Origin of the sequence: Ferrimonas sp., assembly GCF_048263965.1 — a bacterium.
Classification (GTDB): Bacteria; Pseudomonadota; Gammaproteobacteria; order Enterobacterales; family Shewanellaceae; genus Ferrimonas.
This window is the reverse complement of record NZ_JBLXDO010000010.1, coordinates 1-22,704: the sequence shown is the minus strand read 5'-3', so window position 1 is coordinate 22,704 and position 22,704 is coordinate 1. Positions and strand designations below refer to the sequence as shown.

The 22,704-nt window shown below is 57.9% G+C and carries 23 protein-coding genes; 11 read left to right on the top strand and 12 right to left on the bottom strand.

The window, feature by feature from the left end; translation table 11 throughout:
- Positions 1 to 41: 41 nt before the first annotated feature.
- The gene (locus ACN0RV_RS10595; RefSeq protein WP_417347576.1) at positions 42 to 326 is read right to left on the bottom strand and encodes a hypothetical protein; all 285 of its coding nucleotides are present in this window, start codon (positions 324 to 326) and stop codon (positions 42 to 44) included.
- 292 nt (positions 327 to 618) lie between these two features.
- Here ACN0RV_RS10595 and ACN0RV_RS10590 point away from each other — a divergent pair, with 292 nt between their 5' ends.
- The 5 genes from ACN0RV_RS10590 to ACN0RV_RS10570 all read left to right on the top strand — a co-directional run bounded on the left by ACN0RV_RS10590 (position 619) and on the right by ACN0RV_RS10570 (position 3,088).
- Positions 619 to 927 carry a hypothetical protein gene (locus tag ACN0RV_RS10590; protein WP_417347575.1) on the top strand — a complete coding sequence of 103 codons (309 nt, stop codon included), beginning with the start codon at positions 619 to 621 and terminating at the stop codon, positions 925 to 927.
- Between the two features lie 49 nt (positions 928 to 976).
- A complete protein-coding gene (locus ACN0RV_RS10585) occupies positions 977 to 1,351 on the top strand; it encodes a DUF805 domain-containing protein (protein ID WP_417347574.1) in 375 nt (124 codons plus the stop codon).
- Positions 1,352 to 1,378: 27 nt separating this feature from the next.
- Positions 1,379 to 1,759: a hypothetical protein gene (locus tag ACN0RV_RS10580; RefSeq protein ID WP_417347573.1), complete on the top strand. Its 381-nt coding sequence runs from the start codon at positions 1,379 to 1,381 to the stop codon at positions 1,757 to 1,759.
- Between the two features lie 52 nt (positions 1,760 to 1,811).
- Positions 1,812 to 2,354, top strand: coding sequence for a GNAT family N-acetyltransferase (locus tag ACN0RV_RS10575; protein ID WP_417347572.1), 543 nt, complete (start codon positions 1,812 to 1,814; stop codon positions 2,352 to 2,354).
- Positions 2,355 to 2,491: 137 nt separating this feature from the next.
- Positions 2,492 to 3,088 carry a hypothetical protein gene (locus tag ACN0RV_RS10570; RefSeq protein ID WP_417347571.1) on the top strand — a complete coding sequence of 199 codons (597 nt, stop codon included), beginning with the start codon at positions 2,492 to 2,494 and terminating at the stop codon, positions 3,086 to 3,088.
- On the opposite strand, the gene ACN0RV_RS10565 is transcribed toward ACN0RV_RS10570, so the two are convergent.
- From ACN0RV_RS10565 to ACN0RV_RS10540, 6 genes are all read right to left on the bottom strand, one after another.
- Positions 3,085 to 4,179: an NAD(P)/FAD-dependent oxidoreductase gene (locus ACN0RV_RS10565; RefSeq protein ID WP_417347570.1), complete on the bottom strand. Its 1,095-nt coding sequence runs from the start codon at positions 4,177 to 4,179 to the stop codon at positions 3,085 to 3,087. The two genes, ACN0RV_RS10570 and ACN0RV_RS10565, sit on opposite strands and share 4 nt — an antisense overlap.
- 39 nt (positions 4,180 to 4,218) lie before the next feature.
- Complete coding sequence (locus ACN0RV_RS10560; RefSeq protein WP_417347569.1) at positions 4,219 to 5,337, bottom strand: DegT/DnrJ/EryC1/StrS family aminotransferase; 1,119 nt, start codon at positions 5,335 to 5,337, stop codon at positions 4,219 to 4,221.
- A 32-nt stretch (positions 5,338 to 5,369) separates the two neighbouring features.
- Positions 5,370 to 6,299 carry an NAD-dependent epimerase/dehydratase family protein gene (locus tag ACN0RV_RS10555; RefSeq protein ID WP_417347568.1) on the bottom strand — a complete coding sequence of 310 codons (930 nt, stop codon included), beginning with the start codon at positions 6,297 to 6,299 and terminating at the stop codon, positions 5,370 to 5,372.
- A 26-nt stretch (positions 6,300 to 6,325) separates the two neighbouring features.
- The gene (locus tag ACN0RV_RS10550; RefSeq protein ID WP_417347567.1) at positions 6,326 to 7,501 is read right to left on the bottom strand and encodes a glycosyltransferase family 4 protein; all 1,176 of its coding nucleotides are present in this window, start codon (positions 7,499 to 7,501) and stop codon (positions 6,326 to 6,328) included.
- A gap of 397 nt (positions 7,502 to 7,898) precedes the next feature.
- A complete protein-coding gene (gene focA / locus ACN0RV_RS10545; protein ID WP_417347566.1) occupies positions 7,899 to 9,305 on the bottom strand; it encodes a formate transporter FocA in 1,407 nt (468 codons plus the stop codon).
- Positions 9,306 to 9,912: 607 nt separating this feature from the next.
- Entirely contained in the window at positions 9,913 to 10,158 is a 246-nt protein-coding gene (locus tag ACN0RV_RS10540; RefSeq protein WP_417347565.1) for a hypothetical protein, read from the bottom strand.
- Between the two features lie 262 nt (positions 10,159 to 10,420).
- Here ACN0RV_RS10540 and ACN0RV_RS10535 point away from each other — a divergent pair, with 262 nt between their 5' ends.
- Positions 10,421 to 11,296 (top strand): alpha/beta fold hydrolase, encoded by an 876-nt coding sequence (locus ACN0RV_RS10535; RefSeq protein WP_417347564.1) that lies wholly within the window; start codon positions 10,421 to 10,423, stop codon positions 11,294 to 11,296.
- Between the two features lie 21 nt (positions 11,297 to 11,317).
- Here ACN0RV_RS10535 and bioD read toward each other — a convergent pair whose 3' ends face one another.
- From bioD to bioB, 4 genes are read right to left on the bottom strand one after another with little or no spacing between them, the layout of a single operon-like run.
- Positions 11,318 to 12,004, bottom strand: coding sequence for a dethiobiotin synthase (gene bioD / locus ACN0RV_RS10530; RefSeq protein ID WP_417347563.1), 687 nt, complete (start codon positions 12,002 to 12,004; stop codon positions 11,318 to 11,320).
- Positions 11,997 to 12,794 (bottom strand): malonyl-ACP O-methyltransferase BioC, encoded by a 798-nt coding sequence (bioC, locus tag ACN0RV_RS10525; protein ID WP_417347562.1) that lies wholly within the window; start codon positions 12,792 to 12,794, stop codon positions 11,997 to 11,999. The genes bioD and bioC overlap by 8 nt, the downstream gene beginning before the upstream one ends.
- Complete coding sequence (gene bioF, locus ACN0RV_RS10520) at positions 12,775 to 13,953, bottom strand: 8-amino-7-oxononanoate synthase (protein ID WP_417347561.1); 1,179 nt, start codon at positions 13,951 to 13,953, stop codon at positions 12,775 to 12,777. The genes bioC and bioF overlap by 20 nt, the downstream gene beginning before the upstream one ends.
- Positions 13,940 to 14,932 carry a biotin synthase BioB gene (gene bioB / locus ACN0RV_RS10515; RefSeq protein ID WP_417347678.1) on the bottom strand — a complete coding sequence of 331 codons (993 nt, stop codon included), beginning with the start codon at positions 14,930 to 14,932 and terminating at the stop codon, positions 13,940 to 13,942. The genes bioF and bioB overlap by 14 nt, the downstream gene beginning before the upstream one ends.
- 169 nt (positions 14,933 to 15,101) lie before the next feature.
- Between bioB and bioA the strand changes: the two genes are divergently transcribed.
- From bioA to ACN0RV_RS10495, 4 genes are all read left to right on the top strand, one after another.
- The gene (gene bioA, locus ACN0RV_RS10510) at positions 15,102 to 16,370 is read left to right on the top strand and encodes an adenosylmethionine--8-amino-7-oxononanoate transaminase (RefSeq protein ID WP_417347560.1); all 1,269 of its coding nucleotides are present in this window, start codon (positions 15,102 to 15,104) and stop codon (positions 16,368 to 16,370) included.
- Between the two features lie 198 nt (positions 16,371 to 16,568).
- Complete coding sequence (locus ACN0RV_RS10505) at positions 16,569 to 17,003, top strand: hypothetical protein (protein WP_157509257.1); 435 nt, start codon at positions 16,569 to 16,571, stop codon at positions 17,001 to 17,003.
- A gap of 17 nt (positions 17,004 to 17,020) precedes the next feature.
- The gene (locus tag ACN0RV_RS10500; protein WP_417347559.1) at positions 17,021 to 17,386 is read left to right on the top strand and encodes an MmcQ/YjbR family DNA-binding protein; all 366 of its coding nucleotides are present in this window, start codon (positions 17,021 to 17,023) and stop codon (positions 17,384 to 17,386) included.
- Between the two features lie 548 nt (positions 17,387 to 17,934).
- Positions 17,935 to 19,647 (top strand): ammonia-forming cytochrome c nitrite reductase subunit c552, encoded by a 1,713-nt coding sequence (locus ACN0RV_RS10495; protein ID WP_417347558.1) that lies wholly within the window; start codon positions 17,935 to 17,937, stop codon positions 19,645 to 19,647.
- A gap of 551 nt (positions 19,648 to 20,198) precedes the next feature.
- On the opposite strand, the gene ACN0RV_RS10490 is transcribed toward ACN0RV_RS10495, so the two are convergent.
- The gene (locus ACN0RV_RS10490) at positions 20,199 to 21,206 is read right to left on the bottom strand and encodes an integron integrase (RefSeq protein WP_417347557.1); all 1,008 of its coding nucleotides are present in this window, start codon (positions 21,204 to 21,206) and stop codon (positions 20,199 to 20,201) included.
- A 264-nt stretch (positions 21,207 to 21,470) separates the two neighbouring features.
- Between ACN0RV_RS10490 and ACN0RV_RS10485 the strand changes: the two genes are divergently transcribed.
- Positions 21,471 to 22,529, top strand: coding sequence for a hypothetical protein (locus ACN0RV_RS10485; protein ID WP_417347556.1), 1,059 nt, complete (start codon positions 21,471 to 21,473; stop codon positions 22,527 to 22,529).
- The last annotated feature ends 175 nt before the right edge of the window (positions 22,530 to 22,704 follow it).

Here is a 22,704-nt window from a genome sequence, read left to right as displayed (position 1 = left end):
GGCGCAGACCACAGTCTGCGCCCTTTTTGAATCTGGGGGTTCTAGAAGGGTTGTTGCCTGGCCAGGTTCAACGCCATCTGCTGCAGGTACTTCCGGGCGTAGCGGCCAGCGATCACCTCATCTTCCGTTGCCTGAGGTTGGGGTTCCAGGGGCGCCAGCACTTCCACCGCGTGTCCCAGCTTTTCCAGCTCCTGAAGGCTCTCTACCCGCCCCTTGCGCAGAGCGATAGAGAGCTGCATCCAACACACGGCGTTGCAGTGATCACCTCGGGCCTGGCAATCCGCCGCCCGTTTCATGCAGTCGGCGGCTATGGTTATCCTTCTCATGGGCATGTCCGTCATTGTGATTATCTGGCCCGGCACCGACACCTCCTGTTGTCGCGGGCCATATTGCGCTGTCTCACTCCCTTGAGGCCTTTTAGTTTAGGCGATCTTAACCGGCCCTGTGCCAGCGAAGTGGCACGGTGGGCGCCAATCAGTTCTAACTTACTGGGCGGTCAATGATTGACCATTTTATCATTCTGTATCAGAGTGGATTTTGCTGTTGAATCTAGATTCTGTTGTTGAGGCCGCCCCGGTCCGACTCGGCTGGGTCCGGCTCCTGATAGAGGAGGCCAGGATGGCCTTTGAGTGGGTAACAAACAGGGTGTGCCACAGGCACCGAATCTCCACAGAACGCATCAATCAGGGCCACTGCTATGAGTGGGCATCCCTGGCCGCTCAGCGCTGCCCAAGTGCTCAGGTCTTCTATGTACGCCGACTGATGCCGCACGCCTTCATCTACTTTGCCGGATTGTGGTTTGACGCCGACACCCCCAAAGGGGTGCGCGACTGGCGTGCCTTGCCGCTGTTTAAAGGGTGCCGGAGCCTGCTCAAGGAGCAGGGGGTGATACGCTGGATGCCAGGCGATCGATTTTGGCTAAACTAAGCAATGAGTTGTCTCAGTTGAGCAGAGGGCGAGGCCTCAGGGTGATAGGATGAAATGGTATCTGATGGCGTGGCAACGCTGCCTGCAGTTTCGCGGTCGGTCGCGCCGAACCGAGTATTGGATGTTTGTGCTGATCAACATTCTGGTGGCCATCGCCATTGCCTTTGTGGATCTGACGTTGGGCACCGTGGATGAGCAGACCGGGACAGGCACCTTCAGTACCCTCTACTCTCTCATTGTGTTCCTGCCGACGCTGGCGCTGACGGTCCGGCGGCTGCACGATACCGGCCGCACCGGCTGGTGGGTGCTGATAAGCCTGATTCCGATAGTGGGGGTGATCGTCTTATTGGTGTTTATGGTCTTAGATGGCGAGCCGGGAGACAACGACTTTGGGGCCAATCCCAAGGGCGGAGTGGCTTTCTGAATCTCACTGCTTTATCGCGGAGGCGTCATGAACAGATTGCTGGCAATGACTCTGGTGGTGTTGTGTGTCTTAAGCAGCGGCACCTCGGCCGAGGAGGCGCGGCGTCATGGCGAGGTGGACAGATCGGTGTCTCCCTGGCAGGTCTGGAATGGCGAGCTCGGCAGCTGGACATCGCTGGAGGCGTTCTGGCTGGCACAGGCCGCCAAAAACGGCGGCCTGAGTTGGGGCAGGGGCAGCGACTACCCCGACTATGACCAGGTGAAGGAGTACGATACCCTGATCATCGAGCTGCCCAGTGGCCCCTGTATGATGGAGTTCTTCCACAGTCGCTGGCGCCGAGCCAATGATGTGCGCCGCTGGGACCCGGCTTTTAACGACTATGGTGGTTGCCCAGACGTATTTAAGTAGCGCCGGGCTGCCGTCGCTCTCATTGGTCAAAGCACTCATCAGGAGTTAGACGGTGTTTCACCCCATCACCACATCACGAACCAAAATCCGCATGTTAACCGCGGAAGATGGGTTTCTGATTCAGGATTACTACAAGGACAATCGCGAGCACCTGCGCGCCTGGGAGCCCCACCGTAGCGAAAGTTTCTTTCACCTGAACCATCAGCTGGAACTGATTCGAGTCGCTCAGTTGGAGTGGGAGGACCGTCGTTCCCTGAGGCTGGTGGCGCTGGACCCTGATGAGCAGAAGATACTGGCGGTGATCAACCTGACCAACCTGGTATTCGGCCCCTTCCAGGCGGCCAATCTGGGCTATTCGGTGTCTCATCGTCACCAGGGGAAGGGGTTGATGCGTGAGGTGCTTGAACCTGTGTTGGCCTTCGCCTTCGGCGAGCTGGGGCTGCACCGGGTGATGGCCAACTATCAACCCAACAATCGACGCAGTGAGCAGTTGCTCCAAGGGTTGGGGTTTGTTCGTGAGGGCTATGCCAAGGCTTATCTGAAGATTGATGGTCAGTGGCGTGACCACGTTCTGACCGCCCTGGTTGCCTCCTGAGATGGGGCAAAGACGAAATTTGTGTAATACATCACCCATACGAGCTTTTGGCGGCTTGCCCAAAATCATTCCTGTGTCAAAATCAGGAGACTGTGACCACGGAAGTGTCACAAGTAGTTGAAAAAGGGAGCGTTATTATGGAAAGTGCAGGCTTTATTGCCCGAAACTTGGGGGTGGCGTTGGTCGGTGCCATCCTGGGTGTCAGCGTAATGCAGCTGGCCCAATCCCAGAAAGGCCATCCCCTGGCGCTGATCAATGCGGATGTCCAGCAGGTGTCAGACGACGTCATCAGCAGTGCCACCGCATTGCAGGATGAACTGGACCGGTTGAAATCCCTGACCGCCGATCAGCCTCAGCTCTTCCCGGTGGTGCAACACATCGACGTCATCAGTAAGAGCCTGATCTCCGATTTGGGGCAGATCAGCTACTACTCCGATGCCATCGAGAGCAACTTCCTGTGGCTGGCGGAGCGGGAGCGCCTTTCCCACATCAATACCCTTCCCGACTTCGTACTGCCTCTGAACAAGGGCGCCTCCCTCTGTGGTGACGGCATCACCTTCTCCGTACTGGGAGAGCTTGAGGATCGCATCGAGACCCGACTGGCGGGGCGACGCATCCACTTTAAGGTGGGGGATGAGCGCATTTTCGAGATTGATGGGGAGCGGGCCAAGGTGTCCTACCTGGGTCGCTTTGACCAGTATTATCAGTTCCGCCTGCTCTGCTCTCTGGTTTAGCGCTCCAGCCGAGCCGCTACCCATTCCGCCAGAGCCAGTGACGCGGTGAGCCCGGGTGACTCAATGCCTGCCAGGGCCACCACGCCTCTGATGCCTAACTCTCCAGGTCCAAGCAGGGCAAAATCGACCCCGGGCTCTCCTGGGCCGGACAGCTTCGGGCGCACCCCGGCGTAATCCGGCGTCAGGGTTCGCTCCTCCACCTGCGGCCAATAGTGGCCAATCGCCTGTTTGAACCTAGCCTCCAGTCCCGGGGTGACCTCGAAGTTCGCCGTGTCACACCACTGCACATCAGGCCCAAACCTGGCGTCGCCCGCCAGGTCCAGGGTCAGGTGGACGCCCAAACCACCTGGCTCGGGCAGGGGATAGATGAGGTGGCTGAAGGGGGCGTCGCCGGAGAGTTTGTAGTAGTTGCCCTTGGCCAGAGTTTGCCGGGGCACAGCCTGGTTGGAGAGGCCCTCGATGCGGCGAAGCAGGCTGGGGGTCGCCAGTCCTGCCGCCAGCACCAGTCGCTGACACAGGAGCTGACCCTGATTGGTGGTGACGACAAGCCCTGCCGTCGCCGGGCGAATGGATTCCACCTGGCAGTGGAGTGCCAGCATGGCCCCCTGGTGTTGGGCGTCCCCCAACAGGGCCAGCATCAGCTGGTGGCTGTCCAGGATGCCCGACTCCCGGCTGAGCAGGGCCCCGCGGCATCGAAGTTCGGGTTCCAGCGCTCGGGCCTGGGCTTCACTGAGCAGGCTTACCCCCTCGACTCCGTTGGCGTCGGCCTGTGTTGCCAGCTGCTGCAGCTGCGCCAGCTGAGTATCGTTGGTGGCCACCACCAGCTTGCCACAGCGGCGGTAGGGGACGCCGGCCTGATCCAGAAAGGGGTAGAGCAGGGTGCGTCCCCGAATGCAGAGGCGGGTCTTGTGCCAGTCACTGGGGTAGTAGAGGCCGGCGTGAATCACTTCGCTGTTTCGGCTGCTGATGCCGGTGCCTATGGCCGGCTCCTGTTCAAGAAGCAGCACCTCCCGTCCCCGGGAGGCCAGGGCGCGTGCGCAGGCCAACCCTATCACCCCGGCGCCCACCACCAGGGTGTCTATCCTCTCCATAGGTCACTCTCCCTCTGTTGGAGGGAACAGCATACTGGGTCACAGCCCGCTGACAAGGGGCCCCTGGTTCAGCAGATCCACATTCTGGACCACCCGCTCTATCTCCTCGTCACTCATGCTGGGGAACAACGGCAGGTTGAGGATGCGTTTGCTGACCCGCTCTGATACCGGGCAGGGCAGATGGCGGCTGGGCGCCTCCCCCTCCAGGTAAACGGGTTGCCGGTAGAGGGGCATGGGATAGCAGATACGGGTGTCTATTCCCTGCTCCTTGAGGCCGGCAGCCACCTGATCCCGCTCATCCAACTGGATGGCATAGAGGAAGGGGGCGGCGAGAGTCTCAGGCTCCGGATTGCGGAGGATCTCGATACCCAGCTGCTCAAAGTGATGATCGTAGGCCTGGCATACCCGCCGGCGCCCCGCCAGATAACGGTCCAGCTGCTTCAGCTGATTCAGTCCGATGGCGGCGGAGATGTCGGTCATGCGGGCGTTGTAACCCAGCTTGCTGTGGATGTACTTGTCCGACTCCCCCTGGTTGCGGTACAGCCTCAGGGTGTGGGCCAGTTCATCATCGTCGGTGAAGATCATCCCCCCCTCGACGCAGGTCATCACCTTGGCCATATGGAAGCTCATGGTGGCGATGTCGGCTTGACTGCCCAGAGGAGCTCCCCGATAGAGGCCACCCAGGGAGTGGGCGGCGTCGTGAAGCAGGAACAGTTCGTGCCGCCGTGCCAGCTCATTGAGCGCCTGGAAATTGGCAGGCAGACCACCGTAGTCGATGTAGACAATCCCCCGGGTCCTGGGAGAGAGGGCGGCATTGAGGGCCTTGGGGTCGAGATTGAGGTTGTCCGGGCAGACGTCCACAAACACCGGGGTGGCCCCAACCCGGGAGACCGCCGCAGCGGTGGCGAAGTAGGTGATGGCAGGAATGATCACTTCGTCACCCGGAGTCACCCCGAGGGTGCGCAGGGCGATATCCAGAGCCACTGAGCCGCTGCTGACGGCGATGGCGTGGCGTCGGGCGAGGCGCTTGGCCATCGCCTTCTCAAACTCGCCAGCCCTGGGGCCCATGGTCAGCCAGTCATCGTCGAAGGCCCCAATGATCGCCTTCAGGTCCTCGTCGCCCACTTCGGGGCGGGACCAGGGGATGGATTGGTTCATCGGCACTCTCCTAAGGGTGTGTTGCTCATGACCTAAAAGTTCCGGTAGATGGAGAAGGGTTTCATCAGAGGACAGACCTTGAGCAGTTCGGCAATGCCCTGATCCAGGGTGACGCTGGCGCCAAACCCCAGGGTTTTGATTCGCTGATAGCTGACGGCATAGTCCCGCTTGTCCAAGTCCTCGCCAAATTCGGCGCAGTGCAGGTAGTAGTCGTATTGGGCCTGAATGCGCTGGGCCACCTCCAGCTTGGTGTAGTTCAGGGCTTCATCGCCCACATTGAAGGGCTGTCCGCTCATCTGGTCATAGTGGTCCATGGCAAACAGGATGCTGGCGGCGGCGTCCACCGCGTGGATAAAGGTGCGTCTTGCATGGCCTTCGTACATGACGAAGGTGCGGTTATGCACCACCTGGTGGACGATGTCGTTGACCAGAAGATCCAGGCGCATCCTGGGAGAGACCCCGAAAACGGTGGCAAACCTCAGGGGAACCCCCCCTACCTTCAACGCGTGAAGTTCCGCTTCCGCCTTGGTTTCTCCGTACAGGGTCAGCGGATTGATGGGGGTTTCTTCGGTGCACACCCCGGCGACGGCGCCATAGGTGGAGCCGGTGGAAGCCTGAATCAGTTTCTGGGAGGGGCGCATGCGGCCGGCTATGGCTTCAATGATCCCCACGTTGGTCTCTTTCGCCGTGGTGGGGTGATGCTGGCAGGCGGGGTAGCCGACGATGGCCGCCAGGTTGACGATCACATCCGCTTCGTCCACCAGGGGCATCAGTTGTTCCGCGTCTCTGGCATCGGCGTGGAACACCCGCAGGTTCGGGTGTCCCATGATGGACAGCAGCGGGCCAATGCCCCACAGCAGCTTGTCGATGATGGTGACGCTGTCTCCCCGCTCCAGCAGTTTGGGGACCAGGATGGCTCCGATGTAACCGGCTCCGCCGGTGACCAGCACCTGTTGTGGCATGGCGATCTCCTCTTAGCGTGTTTGGGCTATCTGGGGCGCTCCATTGCCTGGGTGTCCAGAGGCGGCTCCCTGCCGCCCAGCATCTCTTTGTAGATCTGAATCATGGTGTGGCTGCACTGCTCGAAGGAGAAGGCGCCGCAGGCACGAATCGCCTGGCGTCGATAGGCGGCGTACTCCTCAACCACCTGATTGACCTGCTCGTGGGTTTTCAGTGCCCAAAGCTCGGGGTCATCAAAGCTCAGACACTGACCCACGCCCGTCGCGTCCACCACCCGCTGAAAGCTGGGAATGGGAGAAGCCAGAGGGAAGAGGCCGGCGGCCATCCCCTCCAGCAGGGTCTGGCCAAAGCCTTCATATTCTGAGGCGCTGACCACAAAGGAGTTGTGGCTGGTCAGGCTGGTGAGCTGGTCATCGGACAGCCCCAGGTGCAGCTTCACCCGCTGCTGCAGGCCGAGGCTGTCTATCTGGCGCCGCAGTCTCACCAGGTTGTTGTCCCAGTCGCGGCCGGCGATGTCCAGGTGGTAAGCCTCATCCAGCTTGGCCAGACAGGCAAAGGCGGTCAGCAGCTTGTCCAGGCGCTTGTTGTCGGAGAAACGGCCGATGAAGATGAGCCCCCGGGTGGCAATGCGACTGCCGCCGCCACGAAATTTGTCGATGTCGGCGCCGTTCTCCACCAGTTTCAGCTTCGGGGCCTGGCAGATCTGGGCGAAAGTTTCATAATCGCCCTGGCTGATGGCCAGGATATGGCGGTAAGCCTTACAGCTGAGCTGGGTAATGGAGCGGAAGTAGGCTCGTTTGAGCCGTGCGGCAAACTGGGTGTGGAAGAAGCCGCCATGGGTACTGGCCACCAGCGGCTTGCGATGCACAGAGCGGGTCAGGGCCAGGAAGTCGAAAAAGAAGTCGATGCCATGAACATGAACCAGATCGGCAGGGGCGATGGCGCGCAAAACCCCGGGGGCTATGGGGTACTTGTAGCTGCCCACATAGTGAAGGCGACGTACCGGGATCCCCTCAACGGTATCCGTGGCCGGCAATATCTGGGCCCTGGGTTGGTGAAACAGCCGGTTGAGGGTCACCACAGACGCATCGATGCCCGCCTCCCGTTGCGCCTCCACCAGGGCCTGGACGAACTTCTCCAGTCCGCCGACACCGGGATGGAACTGTCGTACCACGTGGATCACTTTCAACGGACTGTCGGGCATGGGTTGTGGTTTCCTGTTGGGAAAAACCGTCCTGGCTTCGAGAGGCATCCTTGCCCGGCCTTGATTCGGCCTGGGTCAGGCTAAAAAGATAGTTCAGATTTTTTACTTGAGGGGGAGGAAATTGGTGACCAGCTTACCGGGGGTAATGATCTTAGCGGGGGATAATTCGGTTAAGAAGAACGGCACCCATTGAGGCGTGACTCTGAAGGCGGGAGCGTTGGCCTTCCAAGTCGTCACCACCCAAAGCAGCTGCCGCCGGGTTGGCCCATAGGGGCGCCGTGAACGGCCCGGGTCCTTAGCCAGAATCAGCAAGGCCCGGGCGCCTGGGGTTGTTAAGGCCAACCGCTGTCGCCAACACTCTCGGAAGGGATCAACAGCCTCTGACCATCACTTGGGGTTAAGCGACCTCGGCGGTTTCCTGAGGGGCTTGCTGCCAAGGCTCATCGGTGAGTGCTGCCAGCACACCGCGGCGCTCAATCACACCGGCCAGACGACCGTCCCGGGTGACCACAACCAGCTGGCTGCCCTGGGGGATGGCATTCATGGCGCGTTGCTCCAGGTTGTCCAGATTGAAGCTGGTGAGGTAGCCGGCGTCGCTGACCGGATAGAGCGTCTTTTCATCCACCGCCAGGCTGCAGGCCAGTCGAGTCAGGGGTTCGCCAACATCACAGCTGAAACGGATCGGTTGCATCACCTTGCTGACCGGCATCAGTTCTGTGTCCTCAAACTCGGTCAGGTAGTAGGCGCGCAGCAGGTCCTGGTCATCCACAAAACCCAGAGGCTTGTCGTTTTCGACCACCAGGGCCGCACCGCAACCGCGGCGAAGCAGTTGCTGGGCTGCCTGAGTGACAGGGGTATCAGGGCTGATGGTCAGGGGCAGGGTGTGACACAGGGTGCCGGCAGTCAGTTTGGTGTTGGTCATGATCTTCTCTCCTTGAGCAGGGACGGAATCGGATTGAATCTGGGTGCGGCCGTGAATCCACCAGTGGGCCAGGCCCACCATGGCGGCGCCGCCGATGATGTTGCCCAGGGTGACGGGCAGCAGGTTGTTCTTGAGAAAGTTCGCCAGGGTCAGATGGGCGAAGTGGCTGGGCTCCAGCCCCAGGCGCAGCCAGTCGACTGCCTCCTGGCTGTGGCGGATGGCGATGCCCAGGGGCACCAGAAACAGGTTGGCAATGCTGTGCTCGAAGCCGGTGCTGACGAACATGGCCACAGGCAGCATCAGCAGCAGGGCTTTGCCCAGGGGATCTTTGGTGCTGAAACTCATCCACACCCCGAGACACACCAGCAAGTTACACAGGATTCCCAGGGCAACCGCCTGCATAAAACTGTGTTCCAGTTTGTGCTGGGCCAGGTTCATCACCGACAGACCCCACTGGCCACCATACAGATCCCCCTGATTGGCCAGCATCAGCAGCCCCACCAGAGTCAGCGCTCCGGTCAGGTTGCCCAGAAACACCAGAGACCAATGACGAAGCATCTGGCCGGTGGATACCCGGCCATTGGCCCAGGGGACCACGGTCAGCACGGTGCTGGTGAACAGTTCCGCACCGCACAGCACCACCAGGATCAGGCCCAGGCTGAACACCAGGCCGCCGGCGAGGCGGGTCAGTCCCCAGGACTGGTCGACGGCACCGGTAACCACGGTGATGTAGAAGGTAAAGGCGATGCCGATGTACAGGCCAGCCATGATCGCCAGGGCAAAGGTTTTGCCCCGGCCATTGGCCAGCTTGCCCTGGCCAAAGCGCTCGGCGGCGGCGATCAGCGGGTCGGATTTGGGAAGAGAGGAAACTGGGGTCAACATGGTTTACCTCTCCGATGACTGAATGGGTGTGGCGTCACAAAAAACATGATGGCGCTCCTTGGCTCACATCTGGTTGGTATTGCAGTGGTTCACCTTCACGTTACGGGGAGGGGTCATAAAAGAAAAATTGATCTTTTTTTCTATGATAATAAGTAAATCTGATTAATGGCTTGGTCCGGAATTCTGAAATTTGGTGGCGAAGGTGGGTGGTTTTGCGCGATCCGGATCACGCGGCCGGGGTTGCTTGAGTGATTGCCGTCACCTTGTTGGCGTGTTTGAGATTTGGCTCGAACGGGGTTTTGCTTTTTGCGGACGTGGATGGATAGGGGCAGGTGATCGGTACGGGTCCGGGGGGATCATAATAATAGGATCCATTGATATAAATCTGGATTATCAGTGATCCGGCTGATAAGTGGCTGCCTGAGTCTTGGTTGATCAGGCTGTGACCCTTGTGCGACGCATGATCTTGAGCCCGACCTTGTGGGTGGGTGTCAGGCGCCATCCGAAACGTCTCGATATCAATTTAATTGATGATGGTTAGAAGAAAGATTTGCGTATCTGTTTTTTATGGTGTGATAAGGGCGGGGTTATGACCCGCCCCTGGGGGTTAAAGTTTACCGATTTGGTCCTCCCAGACGGTGGCTGCGGCATCGGTAAAGTCATAATGGTCGCGGATGTAGTTAAGCGTCCTCATCTCGGTAGGGGTAACAGAGTGGCCATCGCGGGCACTGTTGAGCAATGCCATCGCCTCATCTTTGGATATGCGATGTTCGCCCACTCCCTGAGTGTGGGCCTGGGCCATATCAAGCAGGGTTTTCTCATACTGCACGCCGTTGATACTGACATATGCCATGGTGAACTCCTCGTCAAAAACTCATAGGCGGGGTCACTCCCCGAAGACCGCAGCCTGGGCCGCAACAGCAAAGGGTAGCAGTGGTTGAAAGTGCCGATGACGGCCCTGCGGTCGGGAGGAATATTTGAGATTTAGATGGGCTGATCTTCAGAGATTAGCCATATAGAAATTTTAGCAGTGAGAGTATATTAGCCCGCGCTGGATCCCGTGGTGGACGCTGCATCATCCGGTGACTAAATGAAAACGATCTAAGGAGCACCGCATGCAGATGGAGTTGCGGCCACTGACGACGGCAGGGGGCTACGAAGTGGCCACCAGTTGGTACCGCCCCGACGGCGACGCCGTTGCCACCCTGATACTCGCCCCGGCCATGGGCGTGGCCCAGCAGTACTACCAGCCTCTGGTGCACTGGCTGGTAGAGCAGGGCCTCACCGTCATCACCTTCGACTATCACGGCCTGGGCGCATCCAGAAAGGGCCCACTGCAGCAGTGTCACGTCAACATTCTCGACTGGGGTCGTTTTGACTGTGCGGCGGTGATCAACGCCGCCTATCGACACGATCAGGCCCACCCACTCATCTGGCTGGGCCACAGCCTGGGAGGCCAACTGCCGGGGATGACGCCCAACTCCCATCTTCTCGACAGAATCATCACGGTTGCTGCTGGCAGTGGCTATTGGCGTGAAGCGCCTCCCAAACTGAAGCGCAGGGTGTGGTTGCTGTGGTACCTGGCGGCGCCCCTAGCCACCAATGTGGTGGGGTATTTTCCCGGAAAGAGGCTGAAAATGGTGGGCGATCTGCCCGCAGGCGTGATGCGCCAGTGGCGCCGCTGGTGTCTGCATCCCAATTATGCCGTGGGCGTGGAGGGTGAGCCCATTCGGGCAGGCTTTGCCTCGGTACGCTGCCCCATCACCGCCATCAGTTTCGAGGATGATGAGCTGATCTCACCGAAGAATGTGGAGAGGCTTCATCTGGATTACCGCAAGGCACCGGTGACCCTGGTGCACCTGACCCGTAAGGAGTGCGGCGGCAAAACCGGGCACTGGGGCTTCTTTCACCCCAGACAAAAGACCCGGTTATGGCAGGATGTTTTGCAGAGCGAACTTGATCCCCATCCACACCGTCTGGCCGCCGGTTGAGTCTGAGGCTCTCTGGAACTGTTACTTGCCCCCAAGGGCGAGCGGGCTCAAATCCAGGTAGTGGCCGACGTCAGTGTCGGTCTGCTGAAGATAGGGGATGCGCCCCAACAGAGGTGCCCCCAGGTGCTGGCGCAGATAGTCCAGGTTTTCCTGTTGGCAGGCGGCGTCGGGGTCCACATGGTTGGCGATCCAGCCAGCCAGCTTCAGGCCGTCGGCCTCAATCACCCGCTTGCTCAGCAGGGCATGATTCAGGCAGCCCAGGCGAATTCCCACCACCAGGATCACCGGCAGTTGGTGTTCAACCACCCATTGGTTGAGGTTCTCGGTGTCCGACAGGGGCACCAGCCAGCCTCCGGCGCCTTCCACCACCACCACCTCCGCTTGTGCTTGCAACTGCTGCAGTCCCTGGGTCAACACCTCAGACTCGATCTCCACCTGGTCCATGGGCGCAGCCAGGTGGGGTGACAGTGGCTGGGTCAGGGCATAAGGGTTCACTTCCCGGTAGGCAAGGGAGAGCGAGGAGGCCTGCTGCAGAGTCAGGGCATCGTCGTTTCTGAGTCCCTCGGCCGTGCTGTGGCAGCCGGCAGCCACCGGCTTGTAACCCGCGCTGTGGATGCCCAGGGCATTGAGCGCCTGAAGCAGGGCTTTGGCGGCCAGGGTCTTGCCGATGTCGGTATCGGTGCCGGCAACGAAGAAGGTCTTAGTCAAGGGTAAACACTCCGTAGCAGACACGGTAACTCAGGGGCAGTTGTTTGGGGCTTGAAGCCAGGGTCTGGTAGGCCTGCTCCAGAGCCGCCAGGGTATGGCGGCTCAAGGTCCTGTGGCCATCACCCTGGTGCAGGTGGGTGGCGCCGACCCCCTTGAGGGCACGCATCACCGCCAGGGCGGAATCGTAATGCAGGGTCACCGTTTCAAAGCTCAGCTGAGCCGGATTGAGTCCGGCGGAGGCGACGGCGATGCGCAGCGCTTCCTCACTCATAAAGCGATTGACCCTGGGCTGGTTGTCAACCTGACGCCAGGCCTGGGCCAGTTCATTCAGGGAGCCCTCGGCCAGGGTGCTGATCAGGATGCGGCCGCCGGGGCGCACCGAGCGTTTGAGCTGCCTCAGGGCATGGGTCAGATCCTGGCTCCACTGAAGGGCCAGGCTGGAAAACACCATGTCCACACAGTCGCTGCCCAGAGGCAGGGCATCGGCATCACCCTGCAGGCACAGGACGTGGGGGCAACGCCGACGGGTGTGGTCGAGCATGGGGGAGGCCAGGTCCAGGGCGACCAGTTGATGTCCCTGGTTGGCCAGCTTCTCGGTGAAGTGACCGCTGCCGCAGCCCAGATCCAGCACCTGCCCCAGTGGCAGCGGCCCTGCCAGGGTTAGCAGGCGCTCGCCGACCAGTCGCTGCAGCTCGGCATGACTGTCATAGCTGGCGGCGGCGCGGCCAAAGGTGCGACCGATGGCGTCCTTATTGTGCTGCGTCAATGCTTTATTCTGTTTCGGCTGCATGCCACACCTCATTCAGGGCATCGGCCAGTGCCAATATCTGCTGATCGCTGTGTTCGGCGCTCAGGGTCAGCCGCAGTCTGGCCTGGCCGGCGGGTACCGTCGGGGGCCGGATGGCGCTGATCCAGAATCCTTTCTCTTTTAGCTGAGCGAACAGTTCCAGGGCGCGCTGGCTCTCTCCCACCATCAGCGGCTTGATGGGCGTGGCGGTGCTCACCAGGGGCACATGGGCCTCCAGGTTGGCGGCTAGCAGCTCTGACAGGGTGTGCAAGCGCTCACGTCGCCATGGCTGGCTCTGAATCTGGCGCACCGCTTCGGCCAGGGCACAGGCCTGGGCCGGGGGCAGGGCGGTGGAGTAAACCAGGTGGCGGGCAAACTGGGTCAGATACTGGGCCACGTCGCTGCGGCACAGCACCGCGGCGCCGGCACAGCCAAACGCCTTGCCGAAGGTGACCACCAGAATATCCGGCTCTATCTGGGCGGCGGCGCAGCTGCCTCGCCCTTGTGGCCCCAATACGCCACAGCCGTGGGCGTCGTCGACCATCAGCCAGGCGCCCTGCTTATCGCACAGCTGGCGCATCTCGGCCAGCGGGGCCTGATCCCCATCCATGCTGAACACCCCTTCGGTGATCACCAGCTTGGGGCGGTCGCCGGGTGCGGCCTCGAGGCGGCGAGCCAGATCGGCACTGTTGTTGTGGGCGAAGCGCTTCATGGTGGCCGGGCAGAGATGGCCCGCCTCCTGAAGGGAAGCGTGATTGAGTCTGTCCTGCAGCAGCAGATCGCCCTTATGCATCAGGGCGTGGATCACCGCCTGATTGGCGGCAAAGCCACTGGAGAACAGCAGGGCGGCCTCGAATCCCAGCCAGTCACACAGCAGCTGTTCCAACTGGTGATGGGCCTGGTGATGGCCGGTGACCAGGGGAGAGGCGCCGCTGCCGGCACCGAAGCGCTGCAGACCATCCTGCCACGCCTGGCGAATGTGGTCGCACTGGGCCAGGCCCAGGTAATCGTTGCCACAGAAGTGGTGGTAGAGCCTGCCATCCACCCTGATTTTGGCCCCCTCCTGCCGCTGAATCGGCTGGCGGTGGCGCAGCAGGCCCTGAGAGAGCCTGTCGGCCAGGGCCTGGTCGATGCGTGCCTTGAGCGGATCAGCGGCTGGCATCGTAGAACAGGTCCTCATCGCTGGGGCGGGAGGCGATATTGTGGCTGACCCTGGCCATCAGGGCATCGGCCTCGGCCACGTCGGGGCGCTGGGACTTCTGCTCCGAGTTGATGCCAAGCTTGTTGAACAGCAGCAGGTCCTTGTCTTCGGACGGGTTGGGGGTGGTCAGCAGCTTGCAGCCGTAGAACACCGAGTTGGCACCGGCCATAAAGCACAGGGCCTGCATCTGCTCGTTCATGTTTTCCCGGCCGGCGGAGAGGCGCACCGCAGATTGGGGCATCATGATGCGGGCAATGGCAATCAGGCGAACAAAGTCGAAGGCCTCCACATCCTCGGCCTCCTCCATGGGGGTGCCCTTCACCTTAACCAGCATGTTGATGGGCACACTCTCCGGGTGGGTAGGCAGGTTGGCCAGTTCCACCAGCAGGCCAAAACGGTCGTCGGCGCTTTCGCCCATGCCGATGATGCCGCCGGAACACACCTTCATCCCGGCGTCGCGGACATGGCTCAGGGTGTCCAGTCGATCCTGGTAGGTGCGGGTGGTGATGATGTTGCCGTAGTACTCCCTGGAGGTGTCCAGGTTGTGGTTGTAGTAATCCAGACCGGCGTCGGCCAGCTCTTTGGCCTGATGGGCGTCCAGCATCCCCAGGGTCATACAGGTTTCCATGCCCATATCTTTGACGCCGCGGATCATCTCCACCAGGTAGGGCATGTCGCGCTCTTTGGGGTTCTTCCAGGCGGCGCCCATGCAGAAGCGCTGAGAGCCTGCGGCCTTGGCCTTGCGGGCAGACTCCAGCACCTGCTCCACCTCCATCAGCCGCTCCTTGACGATGTCGGTTCGGTAGTGGGCACTCTGGGGACAGTATTTGCAGTCCTCAGGGCAGGCGCCGGTCTTGATGGAGAGCAGGGTGCTGACCTGCACCTTGTTGGGATCGTGATATTGGCGGTGCACCTGTTGTGCCTGGAACATCAGTTCCATAAAAGGCAGGTTAAACAGGGTGTCGACCTCTTCCCGGGTCCAGTTATGTCGCAGCTCCACGGCGGCTCCCCAATCTGTATGTGGTTATAGGTAAATGCTTGGCTAGTCTAATCCAAGCCGATAGACTGTCAACCAACAACAGGTTTAACCATTGACTATTGATTAAAAAATGACCATCGACATTCAGTTTGACCAAGACCATGTCTGGCACCCCTACACCTCCACACTGGACCCCTTGCCTTGTTACCCGGTGACCCGCGCCGACGGGGTGGAGCTGACTCTGGAGGATGGGCGACGGCTGATCGATGGCATGTCCTCCTGGTGGTCGGCCATCCACGGCTACAACCACCCTGAGCTGAACCAGGCGGCCGCCGCCCAGCTGGAGCAGATGTCCCACGTGATGTTTGGTGGCATCACCCACAAGCCGGCGGTGGAGCTGTGTCGCAAGCTGGTGGCGATGACGCCTGAGCCTCTGGAGAAGGTGTTCCTGGCAGATTCGGGTTCGGTGTCGGTGGAAGTGGCACTGAAGATGGCCCTGCAGTACTGGGCCGCCAAGGGGGAGCGTCGGGCCAAGTTCCTGACTCTGCGCCACGGCTACCATGGCGACACTTTTGCTGCCATGTCGGTGACCGATCCGGATAACTCCATGCACAGCCTCTATAAGGGGTTTCTGCCGGAGCACATCTTTGCCGACTCTCCCGAGGGCGGCTTCTTCGACCCCTGGAACCCGGACGACTTCAGCGACTTCCGCAACAAGTTCATGGCCAGCCATCAGCAGTTGGCCGCGGTCATTCTCGAGCCCATAGTCCAGGGGGCCGGGGGGATGCGCTTCTATCATCCCGAGTTCCTGCGGCAGGTTCGCCAGCTGTGTGACCAGCATGGGGTGCTGCTGATCTGCGATGAGATTGCCACCGGTTTTGGCCGCACCGGCAAGCTGTTTGCTTGCGAGCATGCGGGAATCAGCCCGGATATCCTCTGTCTGGGCAAGGCGCTGACCGGAGGCTACATGACCCTGGCGGCCACCCTGACCACCAAGCATGTGGCCGACACCGTCTGCTCCGGTGCGGCGGGGTGCTTCATGCATGGCCCCACCTTTATGGGTAACCCCCTGGCCTGCGCCGTGGCCAACGCCAGCCTGACGCTGATTGGCGAAGGGCACTGGCAAAACCAAGTGGCGCAGATTGAAACGCATCTGGCGGAGCTTTTGCCGCCCCTGACGGAGCTGGAGAAGGTGAAATCGGTGCGCTGGCTTGGCGCCATCGGGGTGGTGGAAACCCATGAACCGGTGCACGTTGCCGAGATTCAGAAGGTGTTTGTGGAGCAGGGCGTCTGGATCCGTCCCTTCGGTCGTCTGGTGTACATCATGCCGCCCTACATCATGGATGCGACACAGCTTCGCCAGGTGGTCAGGGCGATGGAGGTGGGCCTCAGCGACTGATGCGCCTCTTTAGCCTTGCGTGTGCGTGTGTTTGTTCTTTTGGTGTCAGGGACGGCAACATCTGCTTTTCGCACACTTTAGCAGGACTAAAATCGATAAATATTCGATAAAGCGCCCCAGATTCTGCTCAGGATCAAGATTGAGGTTCGATCCTTTCTCTAGCATGGAGATTGGCGTCAGTCTCAGGGAGAGCAGTGTGTGGGCGCACTATATCGACGGACTCAATTCAGCGGCATGATGGTGTCGGGGCTCACCGCCCTGTTGATCACACTGTGGTGGGCAGGCTGTGACAGCTTACCTGTTCTGCTGCTTTCTACTCTGGTACTCATGGTTGGAGCCATGCTCAGCTCCCTGACCATCGAAGTGCATCCCGCTTTCGTTCGCTGGTACTTCGGCCCCCGGGTGTGGCGTCGGCAACTCTCTCTATCAGAAATTGACCAGGTATCGGTGATCGCACGAAGTGAAGATGGCCGATGGCCGGTTCATCTGGGGCGCAGTGGCTGGGTATACCAGGTCTCGGGCCACTATGCCGTCGAGCTCAGGCTGCATTGCGGTAAGATAATCCGCCTGGGTACCGATAACCCAGATGAAGTGGTGGCTGCGATCCGTCGCCATCAGCAAAACCTTTCCTAACCACAGCGGAGGTGATCATGGACCAACAACAGGTCAAATCCTACCTGCTGGCACGCCCCTGCTGCTTACTGGACACCCCGTTCGGGCCAGAGGTGGCGGTATTTAAGGTAAAGGGCAAGATGTTCGCCACCCTGGCACTCAGCCAGGATAGGCGCCACTACTGGATGAACCTCAAATGTGACCCCGATGAAGCCCTGGCGCTGAGAGACATCTTCGATGCGGTGATTCCCGGGTATCACATGAATAAGAAACACTGGAATACGGTGATTCTGGATGGCTCCATTCCCAATGGCGAAATAGAGCGAATGATCGACAACTCCCACGCCCTGGTCGTACGCTCGCTGCCCAAGCGGGACAGAACGGCCGTGGAGGTTCACCTCTAAAGCCTGAATGCCGGGTAGCGACAACTGGACTGGCACCGAGCGGGCCCCCTCTGCCCGCTCATCGCCTACCGTTGTTTTTACTTTTCCCTTTTTGCCGACAGTGTTGTGCTCCTGTGTCGAATAACCTCATTGTTCAGGTCGAACATTTTGTGGTTATTACTGATAATTGCATGCGCCAGGGTAATGATTTAAATCATGTTCGTCGAGATATCTATTATTATTTCTTCTATGGTTAGAACATAGAGAAATTATTAGTCATTCATATATTGGATTGGCGCGGCCAAAACAAATTTGTTTTTTGGATGAATTCAATCTTGCGCGATTTTGTTCATGGGGGGAATAAAATATTGTCGAACGGTATTTGTTTATTTGGTCAATACCCATATACCTATAAAGTGGTACTCCCAAAGGGGTATTTGATAATATCTTGTTCACATTTTTAAATAAACGCAAAGATCTGGCATTGCTGTTTTATTAATCGCGGTGATTAAATCTTTAACGCAATGGGCCCGTTGCAACTCACTCTAAAAAGTTTTCAGAGGGAAATGATGAAAATTAATAAGTTGCTTGTTGCAGTTGCCGTATCGGCGGTGCTTGTCGGTTGTGATGACGATGATACTACGGTTGTAAACGTTGAATGTGGTGAGGGCTCTGTCCTTAACACCGAAACCAATGTCTGTGAAGTGGTTCCGGTAGAACCGCCACCGGCGGTGGAGTGCGGTGAGGGCACAGTGCTGAACACCGACACCAACACCTGCGAAATGATTCCACCAACGGGTGCCGTTGACTTCTACAACAGTGATAACTGGGCCGAGAGCTTCCCGGATCAGCACGCCTCCTGGGCCAAAACCGAAGAAAATACGCCGGAAGAGGGCGTGACCGATCTTCTGGAAGATAACCCCAATCTGGTCGTGACCTGGGCGGGCTACGGCTTTGCCAAAGACTACAATCGCGCCCGTGGTCACCACTTTGCGCTGACGGATGTGATCTCCTCGCTGCGCACCGGCAGCCCGATGATCGTCGACGGTGCCGTTCAGGGCGAAGCCATGGCGGCCAGTTGCTGGTCCTGTAAATCTCCGGACCTGGCCAGAATGTACGATGAGATTGGTGAAGCCAACTTCACCGACAACTCCTGGTCCACCTGGGGCCATGAGATGGCCAGCACTATTGGCTGTGCCGACTGCCATGAGCTGGGTGAAGACCAGCTGCGCCTGTCCCGCCCCTATACCGACCGGGCCATGACCACTGTCGGTCTTACCTTCGGTGCTCAGGATGCCGCTGAGCAGGGCAGCCAGGTGTGTGCCCAGTGTCACGTCGAATACTACTTCGATGGCACCGACCACAAGAAGGTGAAATACCCCTGGGACTTCTGGGTGCCCGGTGTGAAGACTGACTACGCCTCACAAGCGGGTTACGCCGGCGACGATGGCCTGTATGACGGCTTTTCCGCCGAAGCTCAGCTGGCTTACTTCGACTCCATCGGCTTCAAGGACTGGACCAATGCCATCTCCGGCGCGCCCAGCCTGAAGACTCAGCACCCCGAGTACGAAAACCTGGCCGACCGTACCAGCCACGTGATGTCTGGCCACCTGGACTTCAGCTGTGTTACCTGTCACATGCCCAAGTCCACCAACGACGACGGTGTTGAGTACTCTAACCACAACGTTCGCTTCGATGCGGCCAGGCTGCCCAGCAGCTGTCAGGGTTGTCACAACCCCGATACCTTCGAGACCATCCTCAGTGGTCGCAAGGACGAGATCAAGGCTCTGCGCTTTGGCGCCAACGGCACCGATGCTCGTCTGACCGAACTGCACTTCAAGGCCCAGGCCATCTGGTCTGCCAACGGTGTAGAAGGCCTCAAAGAGGGCAAGACCATCGGTGAGGCGAAAGCCAGCTACGAAGGCGCGCTGAAAGCGGGCAATGAACTGGCCGGTGAGATGAACAGCCTGCTGACCAAGATCCGCAACGCTCAATGGTTCTGGGACAGCGCCACTGCGTCTCACGGTATCCACGCCCACAACAAGGCGGAAGCGGTTCGCTTGCTGGAGAAATCCAACGGCATCATCGATACAGCCCTGGTAGAGGCGGATGCCCTGCTGGCGAAGTATGATCCGGACTATGTCTTCGACATTACCGCGGTAGACACCAAAGCTGAGGCACAACCTCTGGCTGGTCTCGACCTGGAGAAGATGAAAACTGATAAGGCCAAGTTTATCTCTGAGCGTGTAGAGAAAGAGTGGCCACACGAGCTTAAGAAGTAAGGTAAGCGCGACGGCAGAGTAGGCTGGAGTTTCGGCTCCGGAATTCATCTCATCCCAATGCTGCCGTCACTGTATTTCAGAAAAATTTGAAATACAGGCTCGCCGTTCTTAAGGCCATGGCATCCCTTCTGTATATTCGTCTTCTGACGGAAGGGGTGCCTTTTTTGTTGTTCATTCTCACCTTGATGCCCAGATAAAAAATAGTGTGGGTTGACCATAAACAAGAACCGCTCAATAGAATGAAGAGCTGCTTCTGGCAGCGACACAATAAAATAACCCAAGAACTTTTTCATCCTCCAGGCTATTGACCGGGGAGTGGTCACTCTGGCGCCGTCCAGGAGCTTAGGCCGCACACAATGCCAACGACAGTCCGCTTTGGCCCATATGATTCAAGAGTTTGATCCAGCAAATTGTTTAACTCTTACCACTGGGGTAGAGTAACCCCTCACAACCCGACTAATTCCTTAGTTTTCAGCACCTTCGAACAGGTTGCCGAAACGGCGGAGCTGTGCCCAAACACAGTGGGTTATCAAAGTGTTAGTCCAATGTTTTCAATGGCATATAGGTTGGCGTTCACTAACATAATCAATGTTGTGACCTAAGTGACTTAGTGGACTCTGAACGCCATCCGCTCCCATCTGCAATACGTGGGTATAGATTTGTGTGGTCCTCAAATCCCGATGCCCCAGTTGCGCCTGTATGGTACGAATGTCGGTGCCTCTCTGCAGAAGATGAGTGGCGAAAGAGTGACGCAGAGTGTGGCAGGTCACCTGTTTGGTGATTTTGGCTTTTCTTGCTGCCATCTTCACCGCCTTTCGAAGGCAGGATGGGTGGATATGGTGACGTCTTAACGCGCCGCCGTCAGGATCGTGGGACAGAGTGTCCGAGGGAAAGAGAAACTGCCACCCCAGTTCAAAGGGGCCATTTGGGAACTTTCTGGCCAGGGCGAATGGCATGTTAACGCCACGGTACTGCGGATGCTTACGATCCTGCTGAAGCAGATGGTGTACTCGAGAAATCTGGCACCTTAGGGCGTCGAACAACTCCCTGGCTAACGTCACGCGTCGATGTTTACCACCCTTGCTGTCCCAGATTTGGATACCGGAATAATCAAAATCGAGGTCTTTGATTCTCAAGCGGTAGGCCTCACTCTTGCGAAGACCACTGCCATACATCAGCTGCATGGCCAATCTGTAGCGAGGCGCTGCGCTGGCCAGGAGGGCGGACACCTCGGACTGGGTCAGAACCACCGGCAGTTTGGGCTGGCGTTGGGAGCGCTGGAACTCCAATGTCAGTGCCAGTGGCTGATTGACGATCTCCTTATAGAGAAACACCAGCGCATTAAGAGCGATGGCCTGGGTACTGGGTGACAGATTGCACTGGGTAGCCAGGTAGGACAGGAACCGCTCAGCTTCGCAGTGGCCCAACTCAGAGGGATGTTTCTGACCACAGAAGTTGATGTACCGCCTTATCCAGAGTGAGTAGGTGCGCACCGTGTTTTCACGGTATCGCATGGCGCGCATCCTCTCGGCCAGATGCTGAAGAAATGGAGATGTCATTGATGGCTCTCGATAACTGTATGGATATACAGTTATAGGTCAAATCCGCTTTTCCGCAAGCGGGATCCGCCTTACGCTCAAAACTGCCTTTAACGATTAGGGGTAAATTGGCCGGTAAGTCAATGATGTTAATGTGATTTTGGTGTGATTAGAGAATGTCGCCCCCTGCGGATAGGCGGCGAGATTTTAATGAGTGATAGGCGGCAAGTCGCCGCATAATAAGCTGTTAGGTTCTTATACATACACGTAACCAAGGAGTAATACGTGTCAAATATTTCCCAAGTAAGGGGAGCCTTATTAGAAGAGGCAATACTTCACTTATTAGAAAAAGTGGGATATGAAACTCTCACAAATTCTAGTGTTTTTAATAGCCAAGAGTTACGTGGTGGGCATTCGGGATTAGAAGTTCGAGGAAGAGGTTCTTGGCATCAGATTGACGCTTTAGCTTTATTTCCTGCATCTCCAGCATTTATGTACCCACTGAGGTTAATGGTTGAAGCCAAATGTTACCGTGAAAATAGACCCGTTGGAATTGACGTAGCTCGTAATTCTGTTGGCGTACTCAAAGATATTTCGGAGAATTACTTTACTGTTCAGCGTAGAGCAGGGCAACATCTTCAAGTTCCTAGCTTTAACTATCATTCAGCAATATTTTCTACATCAGGTTATACAGCTGGTGCAATTGAGTATGCTCTAGCTCATCAAATATTTTTAATCCAATACAATAATGTATCTGTCATTCAACCTCTAATTAGAGCTATTATGCAATTTACTCCAGAGTGCTTAACTAATCTTGGGAAGCAATCTGTCAAAGAAGTTAGAGAAAGATATAGAAATGCAATTCGAGGATCTTTCTATGATATGGACATACGTAGCTATCTAACAGAAGAAGGAATCGAGTTAATTGATACTGCTTTAGTTGAGTCTCTGCAACAGATTCAAGGCTCTTACTTTGGCATGCTCCAAGGGCGTTGGCCTTTGCACCTTCTCACTCAGCAAGAGCTACCACCTCATGCATTTGAAACAGATGTAGTGCAATGCCGAGTAGTTGGATATCAAACAGGAAATTGGAAATTTACACCTCTGGACTTTCAACCTGGTGACCAAGGTTGGTTCGAGCTAGAGTTTGACCTTCCTCAGCAGATAGCCTCCCTCGTCGCAAGAGAATGGGATAGTAGAGAAGCTGTTGCAAACATAAAGAGGCAACATTTTTCCTTTATTCAGCTTTCGGGAATTATTGGCGGCATTAGAAGGAGTGTAAAGCTAGAGCTTAATAATGAGTGGATTGAGGAATATATTAGTAGCCTTCAACCACGAACCTAACAAGTCAATCCAGCCGACCGCCTACGGCAGCGGCTGATTGAGGCGTTATGTTTCAAGGTGAATTTGTGTCCTACAAGATGAATGAGCAGCAGATTCTTGCCGTAAACAATCTCTCTGACCAAGAGAGGTACAAGCACTTCATCTCCAAGGTCGTCGATTGGAAGCAAGTTTGGGG